This is a genomic window from Colwellia sp. MB3u-4, assembly GCF_014077065.1.
Classification (GTDB): Bacteria; Pseudomonadota; Gammaproteobacteria; order Enterobacterales; family Alteromonadaceae; genus Cognaticolwellia.
The window spans coordinates 175,798-195,088 of the sequence record NZ_JACGVE010000079.1 but is presented as its reverse complement, the minus strand read 5'-3'; the positions used below and the strand labels follow the sequence as shown (position 1 = coordinate 195,088).

Genomic DNA, 19,291 nt, shown 5'->3' with positions numbered 1-19,291 from the left:
GTTTTTTAATATCAAAAATTTAACATTTAGGTAATTATTCTGAACCTTCATTATGCATATCAATAATTGAGTCAGCATTTTTATCAGAGGTTTCTTTAGTGTCGTTATTGCGCAAAGCGTCTAATCGGTCTAAATAGCTTTGATCTATGTCCTTAGTGACATATTCGCCATTAAAAACTGAGGTTTCAAATTCAGTAATATCTGGATTTTGTATTGAAACAGCCGCAACCAAATCTTCTAGTGTTTGAAAAATCAGTTTATCTGCACCGATAAGCTCGCAGATATCGTCCAGTTCACGACCATGAGCAATTAACTCATTAGCACTTGGCATGTCAATGCCGTAAACGTTAGGGAAACGAATCTCTGGTGCAGCTGAAGCAAAATACACTTTTTTAGCACCGGCGGCACGAGCCATCTCAATAATTTGTCCTGACGTTGTGCCACGTACGATAGAGTCATCAACTAACAAAACATTTTTGCCTAAAAACTCTGTACCAATAGCATTAAGCTTGCGACGTACTGATTTTTTACGCAGCTCTTGTCCCGGCATAATAAAAGTACGGCCAATATAACGATTTTTAACAAAACCTTGGCGATATGGAATATTAAGGTGACGGGCAATCTCTAATGCGGTATCACAAGAGGTTTCTGGAATAGGAATAACAACGTCAATATCGATGTCATCCCATTCTTTGGCAATTTTATCACCCAGCTTTTTACCCATTTCAACACGAGAACCGTAAACTGAAATTTTGTCGATAGATGAGTCAGGACGAGCAAAATAGACGTATTCAAAAATACAGGGATGAAATGATGGATTTTCAGCACATTGTTGGCTATGAATTTGACCCGATTCAGTAAAGAATATCGCTTCTCCAGGAGCAACATCACGCACAAACTCAAATTCGTTAGCATCAAGTGCTACCGATTCAGACGCCACCATATATTCAACACCTGATGATGTTTCGCGCTTACCAAATACCAAGGGACGAATACCATTAGGATCACGAAATGCCACCATACCGTAACCAATAATCAAGGCAACCGTAGCATAGGCACCACGTACACGTTTGTGAACATTGCTTACGGCTTTAAAAATATCACTTGGGTCTAACGTATGTTGCTCTGAGTTTTGTAGTTCGTGACCTAAAATATTTAATAATAATTCGGAGTCAGATGTCGTATTGACATGACGACGGGCTTCTCTGTTAAGCCATAACTTTAACTCTTCGGCATTAGTTAAATTGCCGTTATGCGCTAGAGAAATACCAAAAGGTGAGTTGGCATAAAATGGCTGCGCTTCTGATGAACTTGATGTTCCTGCCGTTGGGTAACGAATATGGCCAATACCCATATTACCTTGCAGACGTAACATATGGCGGGTATGAAAAACATCTTTCACCAAACCGTTACCTTTTCGCAATCTAAAGGTATCATCGTGAATAGTCACGATACCTGCTGCGTCTTGGCCACGATGCTGTAATACCGTTAAGCCATCATATAAAGCTGTAACAACGGGTGTTTTACCAACAATACCAACAATACCACACATGAATTTTTTCTCCGACGAACTAAGTTTAAATACTAAGCTAAAAAACTTGATGATTGTTTGAGATACTCAAAAAACCATTCAACTATTAATGTAAATTCTGGAACTAATTGTGAATTCTGCCACCATGCTCTAGATGACGCGGGCGTAAACGCATCCATAAAAAATAATACCGCAGCTATAATTAATACACCTCTTAACGCCCCGAATACGATACCCAGTACCCTATCGGTACCAGACAAACCGGTTTTGCTAACAAGTTGACCAATGATGTAATTAATAAGCGCACCTAATATTAAGGTGGAGATAAATAAAATGGTAATCGAGGCGGCGTTACGCAGCAGTTGATCAGAAATATTGGTGAGTTGGGTCGACAAGTTAACATAGAAGCTGCTAGCGACAAAAAAGGCGCTGATCCAGACAATTAATGAAACCGCTTCTTTGACAAAGCCACGCACTAAGCTAATTAAAGCTGAAATGCCAATGACAGCCAAAATGGTATAATCTATCCAAACCATAAATCGAATATTCTCATTGATTAGAGGCGCGCATTCTATCAGAAGGCGACTAGGATTTACTATTAATTTTATTATTTAGCTGGATAAAAGCGAGCCACTTTACCTTGCACATTAGTCAACTTTTTCAATGCCGGTAACTGTGCTTCCAAGGATGACTTGATCAATTCAGGTCCAATACACACCTTGGTCAAATTACCATTTTTAGTTTTAATAGGCTTAGTAAAGGCGGTGTAGCCGGCTTTTTGTAATTTACTGAGTAAGTCATCAACATTATTTTGATGACGAAAACTGCCCAATTGAATGACCCACGCCTGTTGAGGTATTGCTTTGCTAGGTGCTTTTTTTATGGTTTCAGTCACCAAAGTTTTTGCTGACGCGACTGCCGGCGCAGCTGAAAAATCAGGCTCTTTGGATAAAGTAGAGACGGTAACACCTTTTTCCTTAAGGGCTTTTGCTGAGTCGATAACACTTTGCTCGTCCAGGGCAAGCTCATCAGAAATAGACTCTACGGGTAAATTAGCCAGTTTTTCTTCTGGAAAGCTTTTTTTGGCTTGCAAAAAGTCTACCTGAGGTGTGCTTGGAATGGCCTCAAAGTTATCTTGGTAAGTTTTTTTGTCACCATCAAGTACATCAGGTAAAAATATGATGGCGATAGCTGCAACAATAATGGTACCCACTAAACGATTTTGAAATGGTGTAGACAAATTAGACTCCAAGCATGGCTAAACTAACAAACGTCTTATTTCAGCAACCGTATAGAAAGATCCGAAAACCAGAATAAGATCAGTTGCTTTTGCATTCTTTTTAGCCATTTTAAATGCCTGAGAGACATTGTCAAAACAATTCACCTTAGCCGGGTCTATTTCTGTAGCTTCAAGGATTTTTTTTGCTTCACAGCCTCTGTTAATATCAAGCGTACCTATATACCAATGCGCAACTTCTGGCAATAGTGGTGCTATGGTGTTGGTGATATCTTTATCTGCCAACATGCCTAGCACAGCATGAACCTTAGGATAGTTTAACTGCTGCAATTGTGCTGCTAAATATCGCGCCGCTTGTGGATTATGACCAACGTCTAAAATAACATCACAATCAAGAGTAAATTTTTCCATTCTCCCCGCGACTTTTGTTTGAGTAATAACCTGATTGATAAAGGCACTATCTAACGATAAACTGAGTTTATCCGCTAAAACACTCAACACCATAATCGCTGTTGCCACGTTGTCTTGGGGTATTTGGCAAGGAGTCAGTGCTGAAAAAACCTGGTGACTACTGCGCCAATGCCAAGTGTTATTATCGCCTTGTTCAACAGTAAATTTTTGCTCGCGAGAATACGCTATAGCACCAATATCGTTAGCGTGAGTGATTAATGAGCTAGGTGGATTAGTATCACCCACTACCACCACTTTATTTGCCCGCATTATGCCCGCTTTTTCGAAACCAATAGCTTCTCGCGTGTTACCCAAAAATGCTTGGTGATCTAAATCAATAGTGGTAATGACGGCAATATCGGCGTCGATCATGTTAGTCGCATCTAAACGTCCACCTAAGCCAACTTCTAGAATAATAACCTCGGGCTGTTCGGCCATTAAAACCAACAAAGCCGCTAATGTAGTGTATTCGTAGTAGGTTAGGCTAATATCGCCACGGGCGCTTTCTATAGTTTCAAAAGCACTCACGAGTGCCTTGTCACTCACTTCACAGCGATTAAGGCGCAAACGCTCATTAAAGCGCTCAATATGAGGTGAAGAGTAAACTGAACAAGTTAAGTTTTGTGCTAAAAATGCATTTTCTAGAAAAGCACAGGTAGTGCCCTTGCCATTAGTGCCAGCAACGGTAATCACCGTTGACCTAGGAAAAGCAATATTAAGATTTTTCGCCACAGCGGTAATACGCTTTAAGCCAAGCTCTATTTCGACTGAGTGAATGCTTTCTAAATAAGAAAGCCATTCAGTAAGATTTTTTCTTTGTGAATGGCTTTGAGTCATTTTTGACATGAGTTTACCGTTAGGCTGCTGGGCTATCTTGTCCCATAAACTTAGCAAGCATTCTTGCTAAAGTACTGCGCATTTCACGGCGGTCAACAATGATGTCAATCGCGCCTTTCTCTTTTAAGAACTCACTGCGCTGAAAACCTTCAGGTAGTTTTTCACGTACCGTTTGTTCAATAACGCGCGGGCCGGCAAAACCAATCAATGCTTTGGGTTCAGCCACGTTAATATCACCTAGCATCGCCAAACTTGCTGAAACACCACCCATAGTTGGATCGGTTAATACTGAGATGTAAGGGAGACCTTTTTCACTCATTTTTGCTAAAGCTGCACTGGTTTTTGCCATTTGCATTAATGAAAACAATGCTTCTTGCATACGCGCACCGCCACTAGCAGAAAAACAAACAAAAGGTACATTATTTGCTAAACAGTACTCAACACCTTTAACAAAACGCGCTCCAACAACAGATGCCATTGAGCCACCTAAGAAGCCGAATTCAAATGCAGCAACAACAATAGGTTGCCCATGTAATTCACCTCTCATTACCACCAAGGCGTCTTTTTCACCGGTACTTTTTTTCGCCGCTGAAAGACGATCTTTATAGCGTTTTGAGTCTTTAAATTTGAGAATATCTTGTGCTTCAAATTCTTCACCTAGCTCGACTCGCTCGCCTTGGTCAAGAAAACCGTCAATGCGTTTACGTGCAGAAATTCGCATGTGATGATCACACTTTGGACAAACCGACATCTGTCGGTCTAACTCAATTTTATATAGAACCGCGTTACAGCTAGTACACTTACTCCAAACACCTTCTGGAATATTTCTTTTTTGTGTCGACTTTGCTTTTGGGAGAATCTTTTCAATCCAGCTCATAATATATTTTTGCCTATACACGAAAGATCTAATAATTGTTTAAAATACAACCACTAAATATAAAATTTTTGCTAATACTATGAATTAAACCATAGAACACCTATATAATTATAGGAAAAACTGGTCTGTTTACTTCTAATATTTGATTATAGTAAAAACAAGGGTCCTGGGTTGCGCTTTGGAATGCCAAACTCCTCAGGGTAATCAACATCAACAAAGTATAGTCCAGCCGATGGTGCTGTGATACCAGCAACACAACGATTTTTTGCTTCTAATACTTCTTTGAGCCAACTCACTGGTTTTAGTTCCTGACCTACTTTCATCAAACTACCAGCAATATTTCTCACCATATGGTGTAAAAACGCATTACCTTTAACATCAATAATAATAAACTCACCTTGGCGAGAAACATTACAATGATGCAAGGTACGGGTTGGAGAATGTGATTGACAATGCACGGTTCTAAACGACGTAAAATCGTGTTGACCCACCAAATATTGTGCGGCTTGATGCATTAAATTTTCATTAAGTGGAAAATGACAAAAGCTAATACCTGAACTTAAAATCGCTGACCGTAACCGATTGTTATTAATAATATAACGATACCGTCTAGCCGTTGCACTAAAGCGCGCATGAAAGTCATCATTAACCTCTTTCACCCAAGATACCGCAATATCTTTTGGTAGGTTAGTATTAACGCCTAGTGTCCAAGCAACATCTTTACGGACTTTATCAGTTTCAAAATGAATGACCTGATTAGTCGCGTTGACCCCAGTATCGGTTCGGCCTGCACATACTACCTCAATGGGTTCATTTGCTATTTTTGATAAAGCCTTTTCTAATGACTCCTGCACACTAATAACATTCTTTTGTCTCTGCCAACCGTAGTAGTTACTACCATCGTATTCTATGCCTAAAGCGTAACGCATTTTATCCTCCACTGCTAAGATCACGACATTATCTATTATTTTACTGATTATTACCAAGTGACTATTGGCTAATGACCAATAAAATAATAAATTATACCCATTTGATTAATTAAGTAAGCACCTTTTTCATGCCGAACAATAGATAAATACCAGACATAAAATTTAATCAGTAGTTATTCTATGAACTTCCACTACTTATAAATTTTATAACGCCATAGTTTTTCATTTTAACCATTAAACATGAACAGCTAATTAATAAACTTAGTATTAATTCACTTGGCGCTATATTGAGGGCTTTTGAATGTGCGAAATAGCTCAAGCATATTTTTACTGGGCTTTATCTTCACAGTTGCTCTGCTGTGCACATTCATATGGTTTATCTATTGGCGCCATGATCAGTTTCTTAATCAGCTTTAAGGTAAGTGTGTAAACGGCTATATGCCTGTTATTGATCTCATAAGGTGTTGATATGACGGTAGGACATTAGGAAAAAAATAAGCGGTTACCAAGCATAGCCATTACCTACACAAAGTCTTGCCTAAAGGTATTTAAGCTGAGTCTAAGACGATGAAGCTAGGCCTAAAAACGCTTGATTTTCGCAAAATAATTGATGCAACGACTTGTCGATAAAAGGATCAAAAAAGGCTGCAAGTTGCAGCCTTTTTACCCAAGCTAAAATACTACAGCTTAGTTAGTCTTTTAGCTTGTCTAATAGTTGCTGTGCATCAAGTTGTTGTTGTGCATCACCCTGTTTAATAACATCGAGTAAAATCACTTCGGCGTTATCGTCATCACCAATCTCAAGATACACCTTAGCCAAATCTAATTTTGCCGCAATACCATTGTCATCATCAATATCGTCTTCGGTGAGATCACCTGAAAACTCAGGAAATTCACTCAAACCGACATCAATATTCATTTTTTCATAAGGTTCACTTGGCTCACCATCTGATAGACTATTAAATAACAAAGAATCTACAGAAATAAAATCTTTATCTGCAGTTTTATTATCCGAATTATCTTTTGTTGGCGCTATATCTTCCTCAACTGTCTCTAGGTCATCACCTATGTCAAAGTCATCACCGATGTCAAAATCATCATTACCATTATCACTGGCAGGTTGACTACTTTCTTCTTCAATATTGGCCAATAAGTCATCAAAATCTAAGTTATCAAGCTCTTTCATACCATTAACTTCTTCAGCGTTGCTCTTTGTAGTGTTTTTAGCAGCGCTCGGTGCAGTGTCATCATGACCAGAGAGTAAATCAGCTAATACATTGCTATCAGTAAAATCTGGTGATAATTCCACCATATCATTACTATCTTTTTCATCATTGAGCAAATTGGCTAAAGTTGATTCGTCGAAGTCGTCAGATGATACTGGTAAAGTTTCTTCATCAGTAGCCCTGCTAGCTTGCTCTGCCGCTTTATTTTCAGCCTTTTCACTGAGTAAATCACTAGCCAATTCGCTATCAGATTCGTTATCAGATTCGTTATCAGATTCTTGATCAAACTCTTTATCAAATAATGTAGTATCAAGAATATCATCACCAATATCTAATGGTGCGTCACTCGCTTCAGGCGTTTGGTTGACTTCATCAGTCAGAGTGTCGAAATCAAAATCATCTGAAATTTCTTCGTTGTTGGCCGTTAAGTTTTCAGTTTGACTCTTTGTGCCAGTTTGACTATCTATATTTGTACTTTTTTGCGGCTCAACAACCTCTTTTTCGTCAGTACTTTCATTCGATTGTTCACTAAAGTCAGTATCTAAAAATGATTGTACATATTCATCAGTAAAATTATTAATCAGTGCTATATTTTCATTATCCGATGGAGCTGAAGTAGCAATATCGTCATTATTGATATCCTCACTTGCCAATGCTGTAGCCGGATTACTTGTTGTTGCTGTTGCATCAGGGTTTGATACTTCACTGCTAGCATCTTCACCCGTGTCATTTATTGAATCTAATAAGGCATCAATATCATCAGGATCTGAGACTTCACTGCTCGCTTCTTCGCCCGTATCATTTATTGCGTCTAATAAGGCATCAATATCATCAGGGTCTGAGACTTCACTGCTAGCATCTTCACCCGTGTCATTTATTGCGTCTAACAAAGCATCAATATCATCAGGGTCTGAGACTTCACTGCTCGCTTCTTCGCCCGTGTCATTTATTGAATCTAACAAAGCATCAATATCATCAGGGTCTGATACTTCACTGCTCGCTTCTTCGCCCGTGTCATTTATTGCGTCTAACAAAGCATCGATATCATCAGGGTCTGATACTTCACTGCTCGCTTCTTCGCCCGTGTCATTTATTGAATCTAATAAGGCATCGATATCATCAGGATCTGAGACTTCACTGCTCGCTTCTTCGTCTGTGTCATTTATTGCGTCTAACAAAGCATCAATATCATCAGGGTCTGATACTTCATTGCTCGCTTCTTCGTCTGTGTCATTTATTGCGTCTAATAAGGCATCAATATCTTCAGGGTCTGATACTTCACTGTTCGCTTCTTCGTCTGTGTCATTTATTGCGTCTAACAAAGCATCAATATCATCAGGGTCTGATACTTCACTTGTCTTCGCGGCTAAGTTATCTTCTTCAACTTTTTGGTCATTGACTGGTAAAGTGTTACTTTGATCATTTATCGAGTCTAGCAGTGCATCAATATCATCGGGGCCTGATAGGTCATTAGTCTCTTCTGCTGCAGTATCTTCAACTTTTGGGTTATTGGCTGCTGACGTATCACTTTGATCATTTATCGAGTCTACCAATGCATCAATATCTTCGGGGGCTGATAGGTCATTAGTCTCTTCTGCTGCAGTATCTTCAACTTTTGGGTTATTGGCTGCTGATGTATCACTTTGATCATTTACCGAGTCTACCGGTGCATCAATATCATCGGGGGCTGATAGGTCATTAGTCTCTTCTGCTGCAGTATCTTCAACTTTTGGGTTATTGGCTGCTGACGTATCACTTTGATCATTTACCGAGTCTACTGGTGCATCAATATCATCGGGGGCTGATAGGTCATTAGTCTCTTCTGCTGCAGTATCTTCCACTTTTTGGTTATTGGCTGCTGACGTATCACTTTGATCATTTACCGAGTCTACCGGTGCATGAATATCATCGGGGACTGATACGTCATCAGTCTCTTCTGGTGCAGTATCTTCCGCTTTTTGGTTATTGGCTGCTGACGTATCACTTTGATCATTTACAGAGTCTAGCAGTGCATCAATATCATCGGGGGCTGATACGTCATTAGTCTCTTCTGCTGCAGTATCTTTCACTTTTTGGTTATTGGCTGCTGACGAATCAGTTTGATCATTTATCGAGTCTTCTAATGTATCAGTGTCATCAGTGCTTGATACTTCACTTGTCGCTTCTGGTGCCGTATTTTCAGGGGCTGATACTTCACTTATATCTTCACTGGCGGTATCCAACAAAGCGTCAACATCTTCTGGCTCGTTCAGGGTTTCAGAGTTGTCACTTGCTGTTGACTCACTTTTCGTACTTTCAGTACTCTCAGCCAATAGACTATCTAATTCACTTTGATCAATTTGGTCTGAATCAAGCTTTGTATCATCGTCCGTACTCGGTTCGTCTTCTAATCCTGCAAACAAGGAGTCTAAGTCGCCTTGGTCTAACTGACCACCTTCTAAGGCTTCACCTTCAACAATGTCATCATCTAAAGAAATAGTTTCCGAGTCATTGTCTAAAGAAATATCTTCGAGCTCGTCTAAATCATCTAAGTCATCGGAAAATAAATCATTATCACCTTCATCATTCTCTGATAAATCCATTGATAATTCATCGTCGAGTGAAAGTTCATCAAGCGCTAATTCATCGTCTACACTTGTAGACTCTGGCTCATTTATCGGTTTGGTTGTCGGCTTAGTTGTCGGTTCAACGATTTTTTCTTTCTTTGTAGGCACAACATTTTCGCTACTAGCTTTACGTCGGTATAAAAAAGCTAAAAATGACAACACTAATATGGCAGGTAAGGTTGCCATTAACACAACAAACCATGTGCTTGACATCAAGCTACCTTCTTCGAGATCAGCTTTTTGTTTTTCTAATAATAAAGCTTGCTCTCTAGCTTCAGCTTTTGCCAGTAAAGCTTGTTGCAGTGAGATCATATCGTCCATCTGCACTTTTATTTCTTTGCTTTTAGCTACTTCGTTCTGCATAACGCCCAGTTGGTCAGTAAAGCTGGTAAGGCGTTGACGTAATGCTTCATTCTCTTTTAGTAGACTTTGTAAGCCATCGATTGAATCTAAAACATCATTCTGTATGGTGGCGAATCTTTGCTGTTGAGAACTGTCTATAGCCTGTAACTGCACATTGATTTCTGATTTAGCATCATCTAAGTCTTTTTTATTCACCGAGGTTTCTTCTGGCGGCCGCACTTTGTTAGGGGCTATTTTGAGCACTTTCTTTTGCCAAGCTTTATCATCACTAACTGATTTTTGTTGTGCGCCTTCAGGGTTAATGGCTCTCATTGCTGCAATTGAGGGGATTTTTAAATACTGACCATTGATCATGTGATTTAAATTTTTATCTTTAAAAGAGTCAGGATTATTTTCATACAGTGCTTGCATCACTTGATAAACAGACAAACCCGAGTCTGGCCGCACTTGCAGGGCAATATTCCATAAAGTATCTTTGCCTACAATCGGTCCATAACGGTCATAAGGAAAAGCATCTGTCGATTGTGGGCCACGAATACGTATACCATCGTCAGCAGAAATAGGTAGACTAAAACAGCTAATGCTAATAATAAGTACCTGCCATAGGCACAGACGTAACAATGTTTGCATTAAAATTTCCTATTTATAATAATTATGCGCCAATACAATGACGGGACCAAGCTATGAGGTTTTAGAGCAAGAATCATTCCAGTTCTTAATCATTGCTGCTAGATAATTGGATAAATGCTCGCTAATTTTCACTATATTATCAAATTAACGCGACAATACTTATCTTATCGTTAATTTAATAAAAGTTAAATAATACCAAGTTGTAATATCAGGTTGATTGACTACCTGTTCATTTTTAAGGCTTAAAATGAAAAACTACGGCGTTATAAAATTTATAAGGTCAATAACTGCTGACTAAATTTTATGCCTGGTATTTAGCTATTTTTCCTGATGAAAAGATCATCACTTATTTAATCAAATCGGTATAGTGACTATAAAAACAAAAAACCCGACGTTTATGATAACGACGGGTTTTCAAGTTTCTTTAGTAAAGCTATTACTTAGCGTTTAATACTCGCTAAGGTGCTCTTTAATTAATAACTCAGCAATTTGAACGCTGTTCGTTGCTGCACCTTTACGTACGTTATCGGCAACTATCCACATATTAATACCACTGTTGTGGCTAATGTCTTCACGAATGCGACCAACAAAAGTTTCATCTTTACCGCTAGCATCAGTAATTTGCGTTGGAAAGTCTTCATCTTTGTGACAAACCACTATACCTGGTGCTTTGCTCAGTAACTCTTTAACTTCTTCAGCAGAAATAGGTGAGTTAGTTTCAATATGTAATGATTCACCGTGACCAAAAAATACCGGTACGCGCACAGCTGTGGGGTTAACCATTACACTGTCATCGCCCAATATTTTCTGAGTTTCCCAAACCATCTTCATTTCTTCTTTGGTATAACCATTTTCAAGAAATACATCAATTTGTGGAATAACATTAAAAGCAATTTGACGAGAGAAATTTTTCGGCTCGACCGGCTTGCCACACAATAAGTCTGCAGTTTGCTTAGCTAACTCGTCCATAGCCGCTTTACCACCACCAGAAACTGACTGATAAGTACAAACATTAACCCGTGAAATACCTACGGCATCGTAGATAGGCTTTAATGCCACCATCATTTGAATGGTTGAACAATTCGGGTTAGCAATAATATTACGGTTACGGTATTCAGCTAATGCTTGTGGATTAACTTCCGGTACAACTAATGGAATATCAGCGTCATAGCGAAACTCAGAGGTATTATCGATAACAATACAGCCATCATTAGCCGCTATTGGCGCATACTTTGCCGATATTTCACCGCCAGCTGAGAAGAAACCAATTTGTGCTTGGCTCCAATCAAAATTGTCGGCATCTAAAACTTCAATACTTTCACCCTTAAAGTCAATAAATTCACCCGCTGAACGAGCGCTCGCTAATGGGTAAAGCTTATTAATGGGAAAGTCGCGCTGTTCTAGTATTTCAATAATTGTTTTACCAACTAAACCCGTTGCTCCTAGTACGCAAACATCAAATTTCTGTGCCATGTTCCTCTCTCTTTTTATCCAGTTTATTTATTAAAGCCAAGCTGATGTGGCACATCTAAACTCGACGCGTTATTCAAGTTGACAGTTATTGACGAAAACTCCCGGCGAGTCGGGTAAGTTTTACGAATATGGTCAAATCCTTGAATATTAATTTGTTGACGAAAAATTGCATCGTCACGCCTAACATCGTATACCATTTTTACTAGCTGGTTTAACAGTATTTCATCAAATTCTTGTTTAATTTCAATAGTGCCAATTGCCGATATCGGTAAAAAGTCAGTAAGCTGCTTATTTGGCAAAATATCTAGCTGTCGGCATAATGCCTGATAGAGAATTTCTGTGCCACGAGCTTTTCCTTCTAAGCTATAACCAGCAATATGCGCGGTGGTAATGTCACAATACGCGATTAAAGCGGATAATATATTGGGTTCATTTTCCCACACATCTAATACCAGCTTTAACGTATGTCCTTGCTGCTTGATTTTCAATAAAGCAGCATTGTCGATAACTTCACCCCGACAAGCATTAATCAGTATTTGATTAGCTTTAAATTGAGCTAATCGGCCGGCATCCAATAAATGATAAGTCGCATTCGGACCGGTGCGAGTTAAGGGCACGTGTAGCGAAACCACGTCGCAACTTAACGCTTGCTCAAGGGTAACAAAATTTCGTTTATCCACTGAATTTTCAGCCAGTATAGGATCACATAAAACATGCTTAATATTTAAAGCCGATAACTTCTCACTTAACCTTGAGCCAGTATTACCTGCGCCAACAATGCCGACGGTTAACCCTGATAAGGTTATTAAATATCGCTCTGCTAATACGACTAAGGCACTCAGAACATATTCAGCGACAGAGACGGCATTGCAACCCGGTGCAGAACAAAAGTTAACCGCTCGATCGGCTAAATAGTCTTGATCTATATGATCAACGCCAATGGTTGCAGTACCGACAAAACTTAAGGTTTTATTATTTTGCAACAAGGCTTCATTGACTTTAGTGATTGAACGCACTAATAACACGTCAGCATCACTAATATCAGCTGCCGACAAATCGCGGCCAGAAAATGCTGTTAACACGCCTAAATCAGCAAAAAAATCCGCCGCAAACGGCATATTTTCATCATAAAAAATATTCATTTAGCGTTTCCAATTCATCAGAAAGTCATAAAAGTATGACGACAGGGTTTACGCCGTTAATGTGACTTTCTTAATATAACTTTCTTTTTCAATTTTTGTTACTTCAACCGTAATTACCGCCTCTTCAATACCCAAGCGTTCAAGTTGATTGCTAACACTTTCAGTCAGTTTTTTACGCTGTGATAAATCACGCCCTGATAATATTTTTAAATTGACATGGACAAAGACTTGCTCAGCACCCGGCAGATAAAAGTCATTATAAGTACATGCTCGGACTTTAATATTAGCTGCAGTAAATAATTCACTTTGGTTTACACCTTTATAAACAGCGTGCATTAGCTGTTCTACGGGCAAACTTTCGGTAATTTTTGCAGAATACTCAACAATACAATGAGGCATAATAGGCAGACACAATTAATAACAAACAAGATAGCTATTGTAACGAAAATCTAGGCTAAAAAGAATATCGAAGGCTAGGTTATTTAGCCAATTTTCTAATACTTTAGGCTTAAGTATATGTTAGCAAGCTATATATGCTGACCTAGATCTAGGTCATTAGCCTAATGTCGGAGTAGTGTAGGAGTAATGACCTAAATCTATTAATGCTCTGCAGCCATGGATATCGTTACTTAGCTTTTTTCGCAATCATAAAAGCGAATACCAATCACACTAATTATCTGATCATTTTTACTGGTTAAAATAACCCACTACTGCGTTATTTATTTAATAATTAGAACAACTAGTTATTAAATAAATGCCTTATATTTGGCCATTTTTCCTGCGTATAAAGTAGACCACCTAATTAATGAAATTGGTATAACTATTCTTCGACATACAAAGATGTACTCATACCTAAAAGACAGCATGTCTAAGAGCGGTCAGGTGATCGCACCATACCATTATCCTGAATATAAAAAGTACTGAATATAAAAAAGCCGCTAAATTAGCGGCTTGATAAACAGTTTGGGCTAAAAGCCAATTAATGCGGTTTTATTTATACTTTTGCATAACCAGTGTGGCGTTAGTGCCACCAAAACCAAAGCTGTTTGACATCACTAAGTTCAGCTCCATGTCACGCTTTTCAGTAACTATGTCTAAGCCTTCAGCTTTTTCATCTAAGGTATTGATATTAATAGATGGCGCAACAAAGCTATGTTCCATCATCAATAATGAAAATATCGCTTCATGAACACCAGCGGCACCCAAAGCATGACCTGTCATGGCTTTAGTGGCACTAATGGCTGGAGAATCATCACCAAATACCGCTTGAATCGCGCCAAGCTCTTTAACATCACCTACTGGCGTAGAGGTGCCATGGGTATTTAAATAATCAACTTTCGCGTCAACACCCTGCATGGCTTGTTGCATACAACGAATAGCGCCTTCACCACTTGGTGCCACCATATCAAAGCCGTCTGATGTTGCACCGTAGCCAACAATCTCAGCGTAAATATGCGCGCCACGCGCTAAAGCGTGCTCAAGCTCTTCAACAACAACCATACCGCCGCCACCTGAAATAACAAAACCGTCACGGTCTGCATCATAGGTACGTGAAGCTAGCTCAGGTGTATCATTGTATTTAGAAGATAACGCGCCCATGCCGTCAAACATCATCGCTAATGACCAATGAACTTCTTCACCGCCACCGGCAAATACTACATCTTGCTTACCTAGTTGAATAAGCTCAGCCGCGTGACCAATACAATGGGCACTGGTAGCACAAGCCGAACTAATTGAATAGTTAACGCCTAAAATTTTAAACGGTGTTGCCAAACAGGCAGAAATGGTGCTCGACATGGTTTTTGGTACCGCGTAAGGCCCAACACGTTTAACGCCTTTTTCACGCAGTGTGTCTGCTGATTTAACGACGTTTTCTGAAGAAGCACCACCAGAGCCCGCCACAATACCTGTGCGGAAGTTTGAGACTTGATCTGGTGTTAATTTTGAATCTTTAATCGCTTGATCCATGGCTATGTAAGCAAAAGCTGAAGCTTCACCCATAAAGCGTAAGGCTTTACGGTCAATGTGGTCTTTTACTTCAATGTCAGGCTTGCCCCAAACTTGACTACGCAAACCCATTTCAGCAAAACTTTCAGAACGGGTAATACCTGAACGCCCTGTTTTTAACGACGCTAATACTTCTTCTGTATCATTACCAATACTTGATACAATACCTAATCCGGTGATAACTACACGTTTCATATTAATAACCATATTCAATTAAAAAATCTGGGCGTATCATACATACTTTTGCCCCCTATACTGGTCTGTCCAGCGTACACTTGTACACTGAATTTTTTTCATTTTATAACAATATTTTGTAATAATAGATAAAATAACCTTTTTTCACCTCCAACGGAAGACGTTAATATTGTGATTGTTCAAACAAAAATTACCTTTGAGGCTGACGGTTCACCTTATTCAAGCCAGTTTGAAGATATTTATTTTGATACCAACCATGGCACTAGCCAAAGTGAATGCATTTTTATTGATGGCAATAATCTTAAAGCAAGACTAGCCCAGTACCCAGAAAAATTTGTCATTGCTGAAACGGGTTTTGGTACGGGATTAAATTTTTTATTGACCCTAGCGGTATTTGACCAAATAAAATTAACCGCTCACCAGCAAAATTCAGCGCCAGCTAAAGTGAGTACTTTGCACTTTATTAGTGTGGAAAAATATCCTTTATCAAAACAGCAACTGGCGCAATCGTTAGCAATTTTTCCGCAACTTAAAGAATACAGTCAACAACTTACTGCACAATACCCTGAACGTTTTGATAAAGATATTACGCTAAGTTTTCTTGAGGGGTCAGTCACACTCCAGTTAATATTTAACGATGCCACACAAGGTTTAGCTCAGCTGGGAAACGAGAAAGCAGTGCGTCCTTCCACAAAGATTGACGCTTGGTTCCTTGATGGTTTTTCACCCGCCAAAAACCCTGAAATGTGGCACGAAGCGCTTTTTAAGCAAATCACCCGTTTATCAAACGAGCAAGCAACGTTAGCCACTTTTACGGTATCAGGAGAAGTTAAACGCCAACTTGTTGCTGCCGGTTTTCGGGTTGAAAAACGCCCTGCTATAGGTAAAAAAAATGAAATGCTTAGCGCGGTATTTCAGCAAAATCCTTTTTCAGGCAAAGGTTATCAGCAACGCCCTATAGTGAATAAACCGCAACATGTCAGTATTATCGGTGGTGGTATAGCGTCAGCATGTGCCGCCTATGCCTTAACAAAAGCTGGGGTTAAAGTAACAGTATATTGCCAAGACTTCAGTGTTGCTCAAGGCGCATCGAGTAATAATATTGCCGCACTATACCCACTTATTCATCAAAAAGCCGATGATATTAGCCTATTTTATCAACAAGCTTTTGAGCAAGCACTCACTTATTATAAAAGTATCAGCGAGCTAGGATTTCACTTTGATCACGACTGGTGTGGCCTGTTAGAAATATCCTATAAACCCGCTTTAGAATTGCGTCAGCAACATATAGCGAACTCTAGTGTTTGGCCAAAAAACTTAATTCATAGTGTTGATAAAAACCAAGCTAGCGCATTAGCAGACATAGCCCTTAATCATGGCGGGCTATTCTTCCCTAAAGCGGGTTGGATAGCCCCTGCTCAACTGGTAAAGCAAATATTTAAGGCGGCTGAATTAAGTCATCGCCTGCGCATTGAAACTGGTTGTAAAATTAATAAAATTAGCCAAAAAGCTCAAGGGAAATGGTTACTACACAGCGATACCGATAATTATCCAGCCAATGTTATTGTCTATTGTGGCGGCGCCCAAGGTATCCCCTTGAACCTGATTGAGCAATTACCCTTAACGTCGGTACGTGGCCAAGTCAGTAATATGACCAGTAATGAAAAAATTGCCAAACTAGCAACCGTTATTTGCCATAAAGGTTATTTAACACCAGCGAATAAAAACCTGCACTGCATCGGAGCAACGTTTCAAAAGCACAGCTTTGATATCGACAACAAAGCCGAAGAAGACCAATTTAATCTTGCTATGCTAGATAAATGCTTACCGGGTTTAACACAATGGCAAAGTACAGATATTTTCAGTAGCAAAGCGCGCTTACGTTGTATGACGCCGGATCACTTACCAATGGTAGGTGCTATGCCTGACATTGCTGGTCATAAGCAGCAATTCCCGCACTTAAGTAAAGATAAACGTTGGCGCTATAATCAACAAGCACCCGTGATTGAAAATCTATATATGTTGACTGGATTAGGGGCGCGAGGACTTTGTACCGCGCCTTTATTGGCCGATATTTTAACCGCTGATATTTGTGGTACACCCTATCCACTAAATAATGAACAGTTATTTAACCTGGCGCCAAATCGCTTTGTTATTCGAGACATTATTCGTCGTAAGTTCGATTGAGTTTCTCGACTTAAATCTAAAAAAAAGCAGCTAATTCAATATGAAAGCTGCTTTTTTTCAAACTGACAGCAATAAAACTTATGCTGTAAAAATCACGCTGTAAAAGCCGTTTTTAATCCTAGCCAATAATCTTGTACAATTTGGTGGTCTTGTGGCGTAAGCTCAGTACGAGCAACTTGTAACTTCTCACTAATATTTATCGCTAACGTTTGCGTTAACACTTGTGACTCATCGCCATATTCACTGCCCGCTAAACTAATAAATCCTCTTAAATAACTCCCGGCAAATAAATCATCGCCGCTGACATCTTGTGTAACTTGTTCATCTAAAAAGTGATATAACGCAGTAAGGTTTTCAAATTGCATGCTTAATTCCAAATTCATGTAGACTCGTTTTTCAACTGCGTCTACTTTTAATATATTTAACGTTTGTTCAGGAGAGCTATTTATTATTGCGGGCTAGCAACCGGGTATAATACTTGATCATTATAACCTGTGATAACCGCCAAATAGCCTGACAAAACCATATCGAGTTCGCTGTCGCCGGTATCAGCAATTAAAGGCCTAGCTGCCAGCGCATTCAATTTTGCTTTTGTTGCGATAATAATAATATTTTCTTTACCTATAGCGCGAATAACACGTGGGCTCAATTGTTGATTACCGCGGCCAAATATATGACCTTGACCACCAATTAAGGTAATAAGCAGTTTAACTTTACCTTGTGCATAAGGCTGAATTAACTGCCAAAGCTGAGGTTCAGTTAAATCACTGGCGATTAAGGCTTGCTCGCTTATCGCATCGACGCCCAGTAAAGTATTGTCAAGCGCCAGCTCTTCCATAACAAAAGCCGTGGTAGAGCCTGAGCCAATAATAAATAGCTCGTCATCCATTTTAGCGATAACATCCGCAGCAATATCTTGTAACACCAACTCGTCTGACTCTATACCACCCGATTTAACCGCTTGAATATAACGTAACTCTGATGGTACTTGCATTTCACCAAAGCGCTTTGCTTTTACTATGCCTTGGCGAAATAAACTTTCATCAATATCCATAACGTCAGCGTCGGTTAAGCTCACTAATTGATTTGTTATCATCAGTTCCACCACTCGCCCAGCCGCTTTAGGCGTAATAGCATAAACACCTGAATGAATTTTGCAACCGGCTGGAATGCCCAATACCGGAAACTTGTCTTCAACAATATGGCACACATTACGTGCAGTGCCATCACCGCCAGCAAATAACAGTAAATCAATATCTTTAGTGATTAATGCGCCGACTGCCTGCTCAGTATCAAGCTCTGTGGTATGCCTATGCTCAAGCCTATTTTCAACTTTATATACCACTTGGGTGTTAAAACCTAACGCTTTAGCTGTATGCTCGCCCATATCGCCAGCAGCGGTATAAATAATGATATTTTCTTTGTAAGGGAGCAATATTTCTAACGCTAGCGATGCCCTAGTGTTTGACTTTGCCGTAGCGCCAAGCGCAATCGCTTGTTCCGCAATGCCAATACCGTCGCTACCTTTTAATGCCACACTACCACCAATACCCGCAATAGGATTAATGACTAAGCCTAATTTAAATTGTTTCATTAATTAA

At 39.4% G+C, this 19,291-nt stretch carries 14 protein-coding genes; 1 reads left to right on the top strand and 13 read right to left on the bottom strand.

Annotation, left to right across the window (positions count from 1 at the left end):
• Positions 1-34: 34 nt before the first annotated feature.
• The 11 genes from purF to fabB form a co-directional block, all read right to left on the bottom strand.
• A complete protein-coding gene (gene purF / locus H4J61_RS10365) occupies positions 35-1,552 on the bottom strand; it encodes an amidophosphoribosyltransferase (protein ID WP_182184994.1) in 1,518 nt (505 codons plus the stop codon).
• Between the two features lie 32 nt (positions 1,553-1,584).
• Positions 1,585-2,067: a CvpA family protein gene (locus tag H4J61_RS10360; RefSeq protein ID WP_182137008.1), complete on the bottom strand. Its 483-nt coding sequence runs from the start codon at positions 2,065-2,067 to the stop codon at positions 1,585-1,587.
• Positions 2,068-2,138: 71 nt separating this feature from the next.
• Positions 2,139-2,771, bottom strand: coding sequence for an SPOR domain-containing protein (locus tag H4J61_RS10355; RefSeq protein WP_182184993.1), 633 nt, complete (start codon positions 2,769-2,771; stop codon positions 2,139-2,141).
• Between the two features lie 18 nt (positions 2,772-2,789).
• Positions 2,790-4,064: a bifunctional tetrahydrofolate synthase/dihydrofolate synthase gene (gene folC, locus H4J61_RS10350; RefSeq protein WP_182184992.1), complete on the bottom strand. Its 1,275-nt coding sequence runs from the start codon at positions 4,062-4,064 to the stop codon at positions 2,790-2,792.
• Positions 4,065-4,074: 10 nt separating this feature from the next.
• A complete protein-coding gene (gene accD / locus H4J61_RS10345; protein WP_182137011.1) occupies positions 4,075-4,932 on the bottom strand; it encodes an acetyl-CoA carboxylase, carboxyltransferase subunit beta in 858 nt (285 codons plus the stop codon).
• Positions 4,933-5,078: 146 nt separating this feature from the next.
• Positions 5,079-5,861: a tRNA pseudouridine(38-40) synthase TruA gene (gene truA, locus H4J61_RS10340; RefSeq protein WP_182137012.1), complete on the bottom strand. Its 783-nt coding sequence runs from the start codon at positions 5,859-5,861 to the stop codon at positions 5,079-5,081.
• 691 nt (positions 5,862-6,552) lie between these two features.
• Positions 6,553-10,686, bottom strand: coding sequence for a FimV/HubP family polar landmark protein (locus tag H4J61_RS10335; RefSeq protein WP_182184991.1), 4,134 nt, complete (start codon positions 10,684-10,686; stop codon positions 6,553-6,555).
• Positions 10,687-11,133: 447 nt separating this feature from the next.
• The gene (locus tag H4J61_RS10330; protein ID WP_182137022.1) at positions 11,134-12,159 is read right to left on the bottom strand and encodes an aspartate-semialdehyde dehydrogenase; all 1,026 of its coding nucleotides are present in this window, start codon (positions 12,157-12,159) and stop codon (positions 11,134-11,136) included.
• A gap of 23 nt (positions 12,160-12,182) precedes the next feature.
• The gene (locus H4J61_RS10325; RefSeq protein WP_182184990.1) at positions 12,183-13,301 is read right to left on the bottom strand and encodes a 4-phosphoerythronate dehydrogenase; all 1,119 of its coding nucleotides are present in this window, start codon (positions 13,299-13,301) and stop codon (positions 12,183-12,185) included.
• Positions 13,302-13,349: 48 nt separating this feature from the next.
• Positions 13,350-13,700 carry a 5-carboxymethyl-2-hydroxymuconate Delta-isomerase gene (locus H4J61_RS10320; protein WP_182184989.1) on the bottom strand — a complete coding sequence of 117 codons (351 nt, stop codon included), beginning with the start codon at positions 13,698-13,700 and terminating at the stop codon, positions 13,350-13,352.
• 591 nt (positions 13,701-14,291) lie between these two features.
• Positions 14,292-15,503: a beta-ketoacyl-ACP synthase I gene (fabB, locus tag H4J61_RS10315; RefSeq protein ID WP_182136572.1), complete on the bottom strand. Its 1,212-nt coding sequence runs from the start codon at positions 15,501-15,503 to the stop codon at positions 14,292-14,294.
• A 171-nt stretch (positions 15,504-15,674) separates the two neighbouring features.
• Here fabB and mnmC point away from each other — a divergent pair, with 171 nt between their 5' ends.
• Positions 15,675-17,690: a bifunctional tRNA (5-methylaminomethyl-2-thiouridine)(34)-methyltransferase MnmD/FAD-dependent 5-carboxymethylaminomethyl-2-thiouridine(34) oxidoreductase MnmC gene (gene mnmC / locus H4J61_RS10310; RefSeq protein ID WP_310650053.1), complete on the top strand. Its 2,016-nt coding sequence runs from the start codon at positions 15,675-15,677 to the stop codon at positions 17,688-17,690.
• Positions 17,691-17,782: 92 nt separating this feature from the next.
• Here the strand turns inward: mnmC and H4J61_RS10305 are convergent, their stop codons facing one another.
• Together H4J61_RS10305 and H4J61_RS10300 are read right to left on the bottom strand one after the other, a co-directional pair.
• Positions 17,783-18,055 (bottom strand): YfcL family protein, encoded by a 273-nt coding sequence (locus tag H4J61_RS10305; RefSeq protein ID WP_182184988.1) that lies wholly within the window; start codon positions 18,053-18,055, stop codon positions 17,783-17,785.
• 83 nt (positions 18,056-18,138) lie between these two features.
• Positions 18,139-19,284 (bottom strand): ATP-NAD kinase family protein, encoded by a 1,146-nt coding sequence (locus H4J61_RS10300; protein ID WP_182184987.1) that lies wholly within the window; start codon positions 19,282-19,284, stop codon positions 18,139-18,141.
• Positions 19,285-19,291 lie beyond the last annotated feature (7 nt).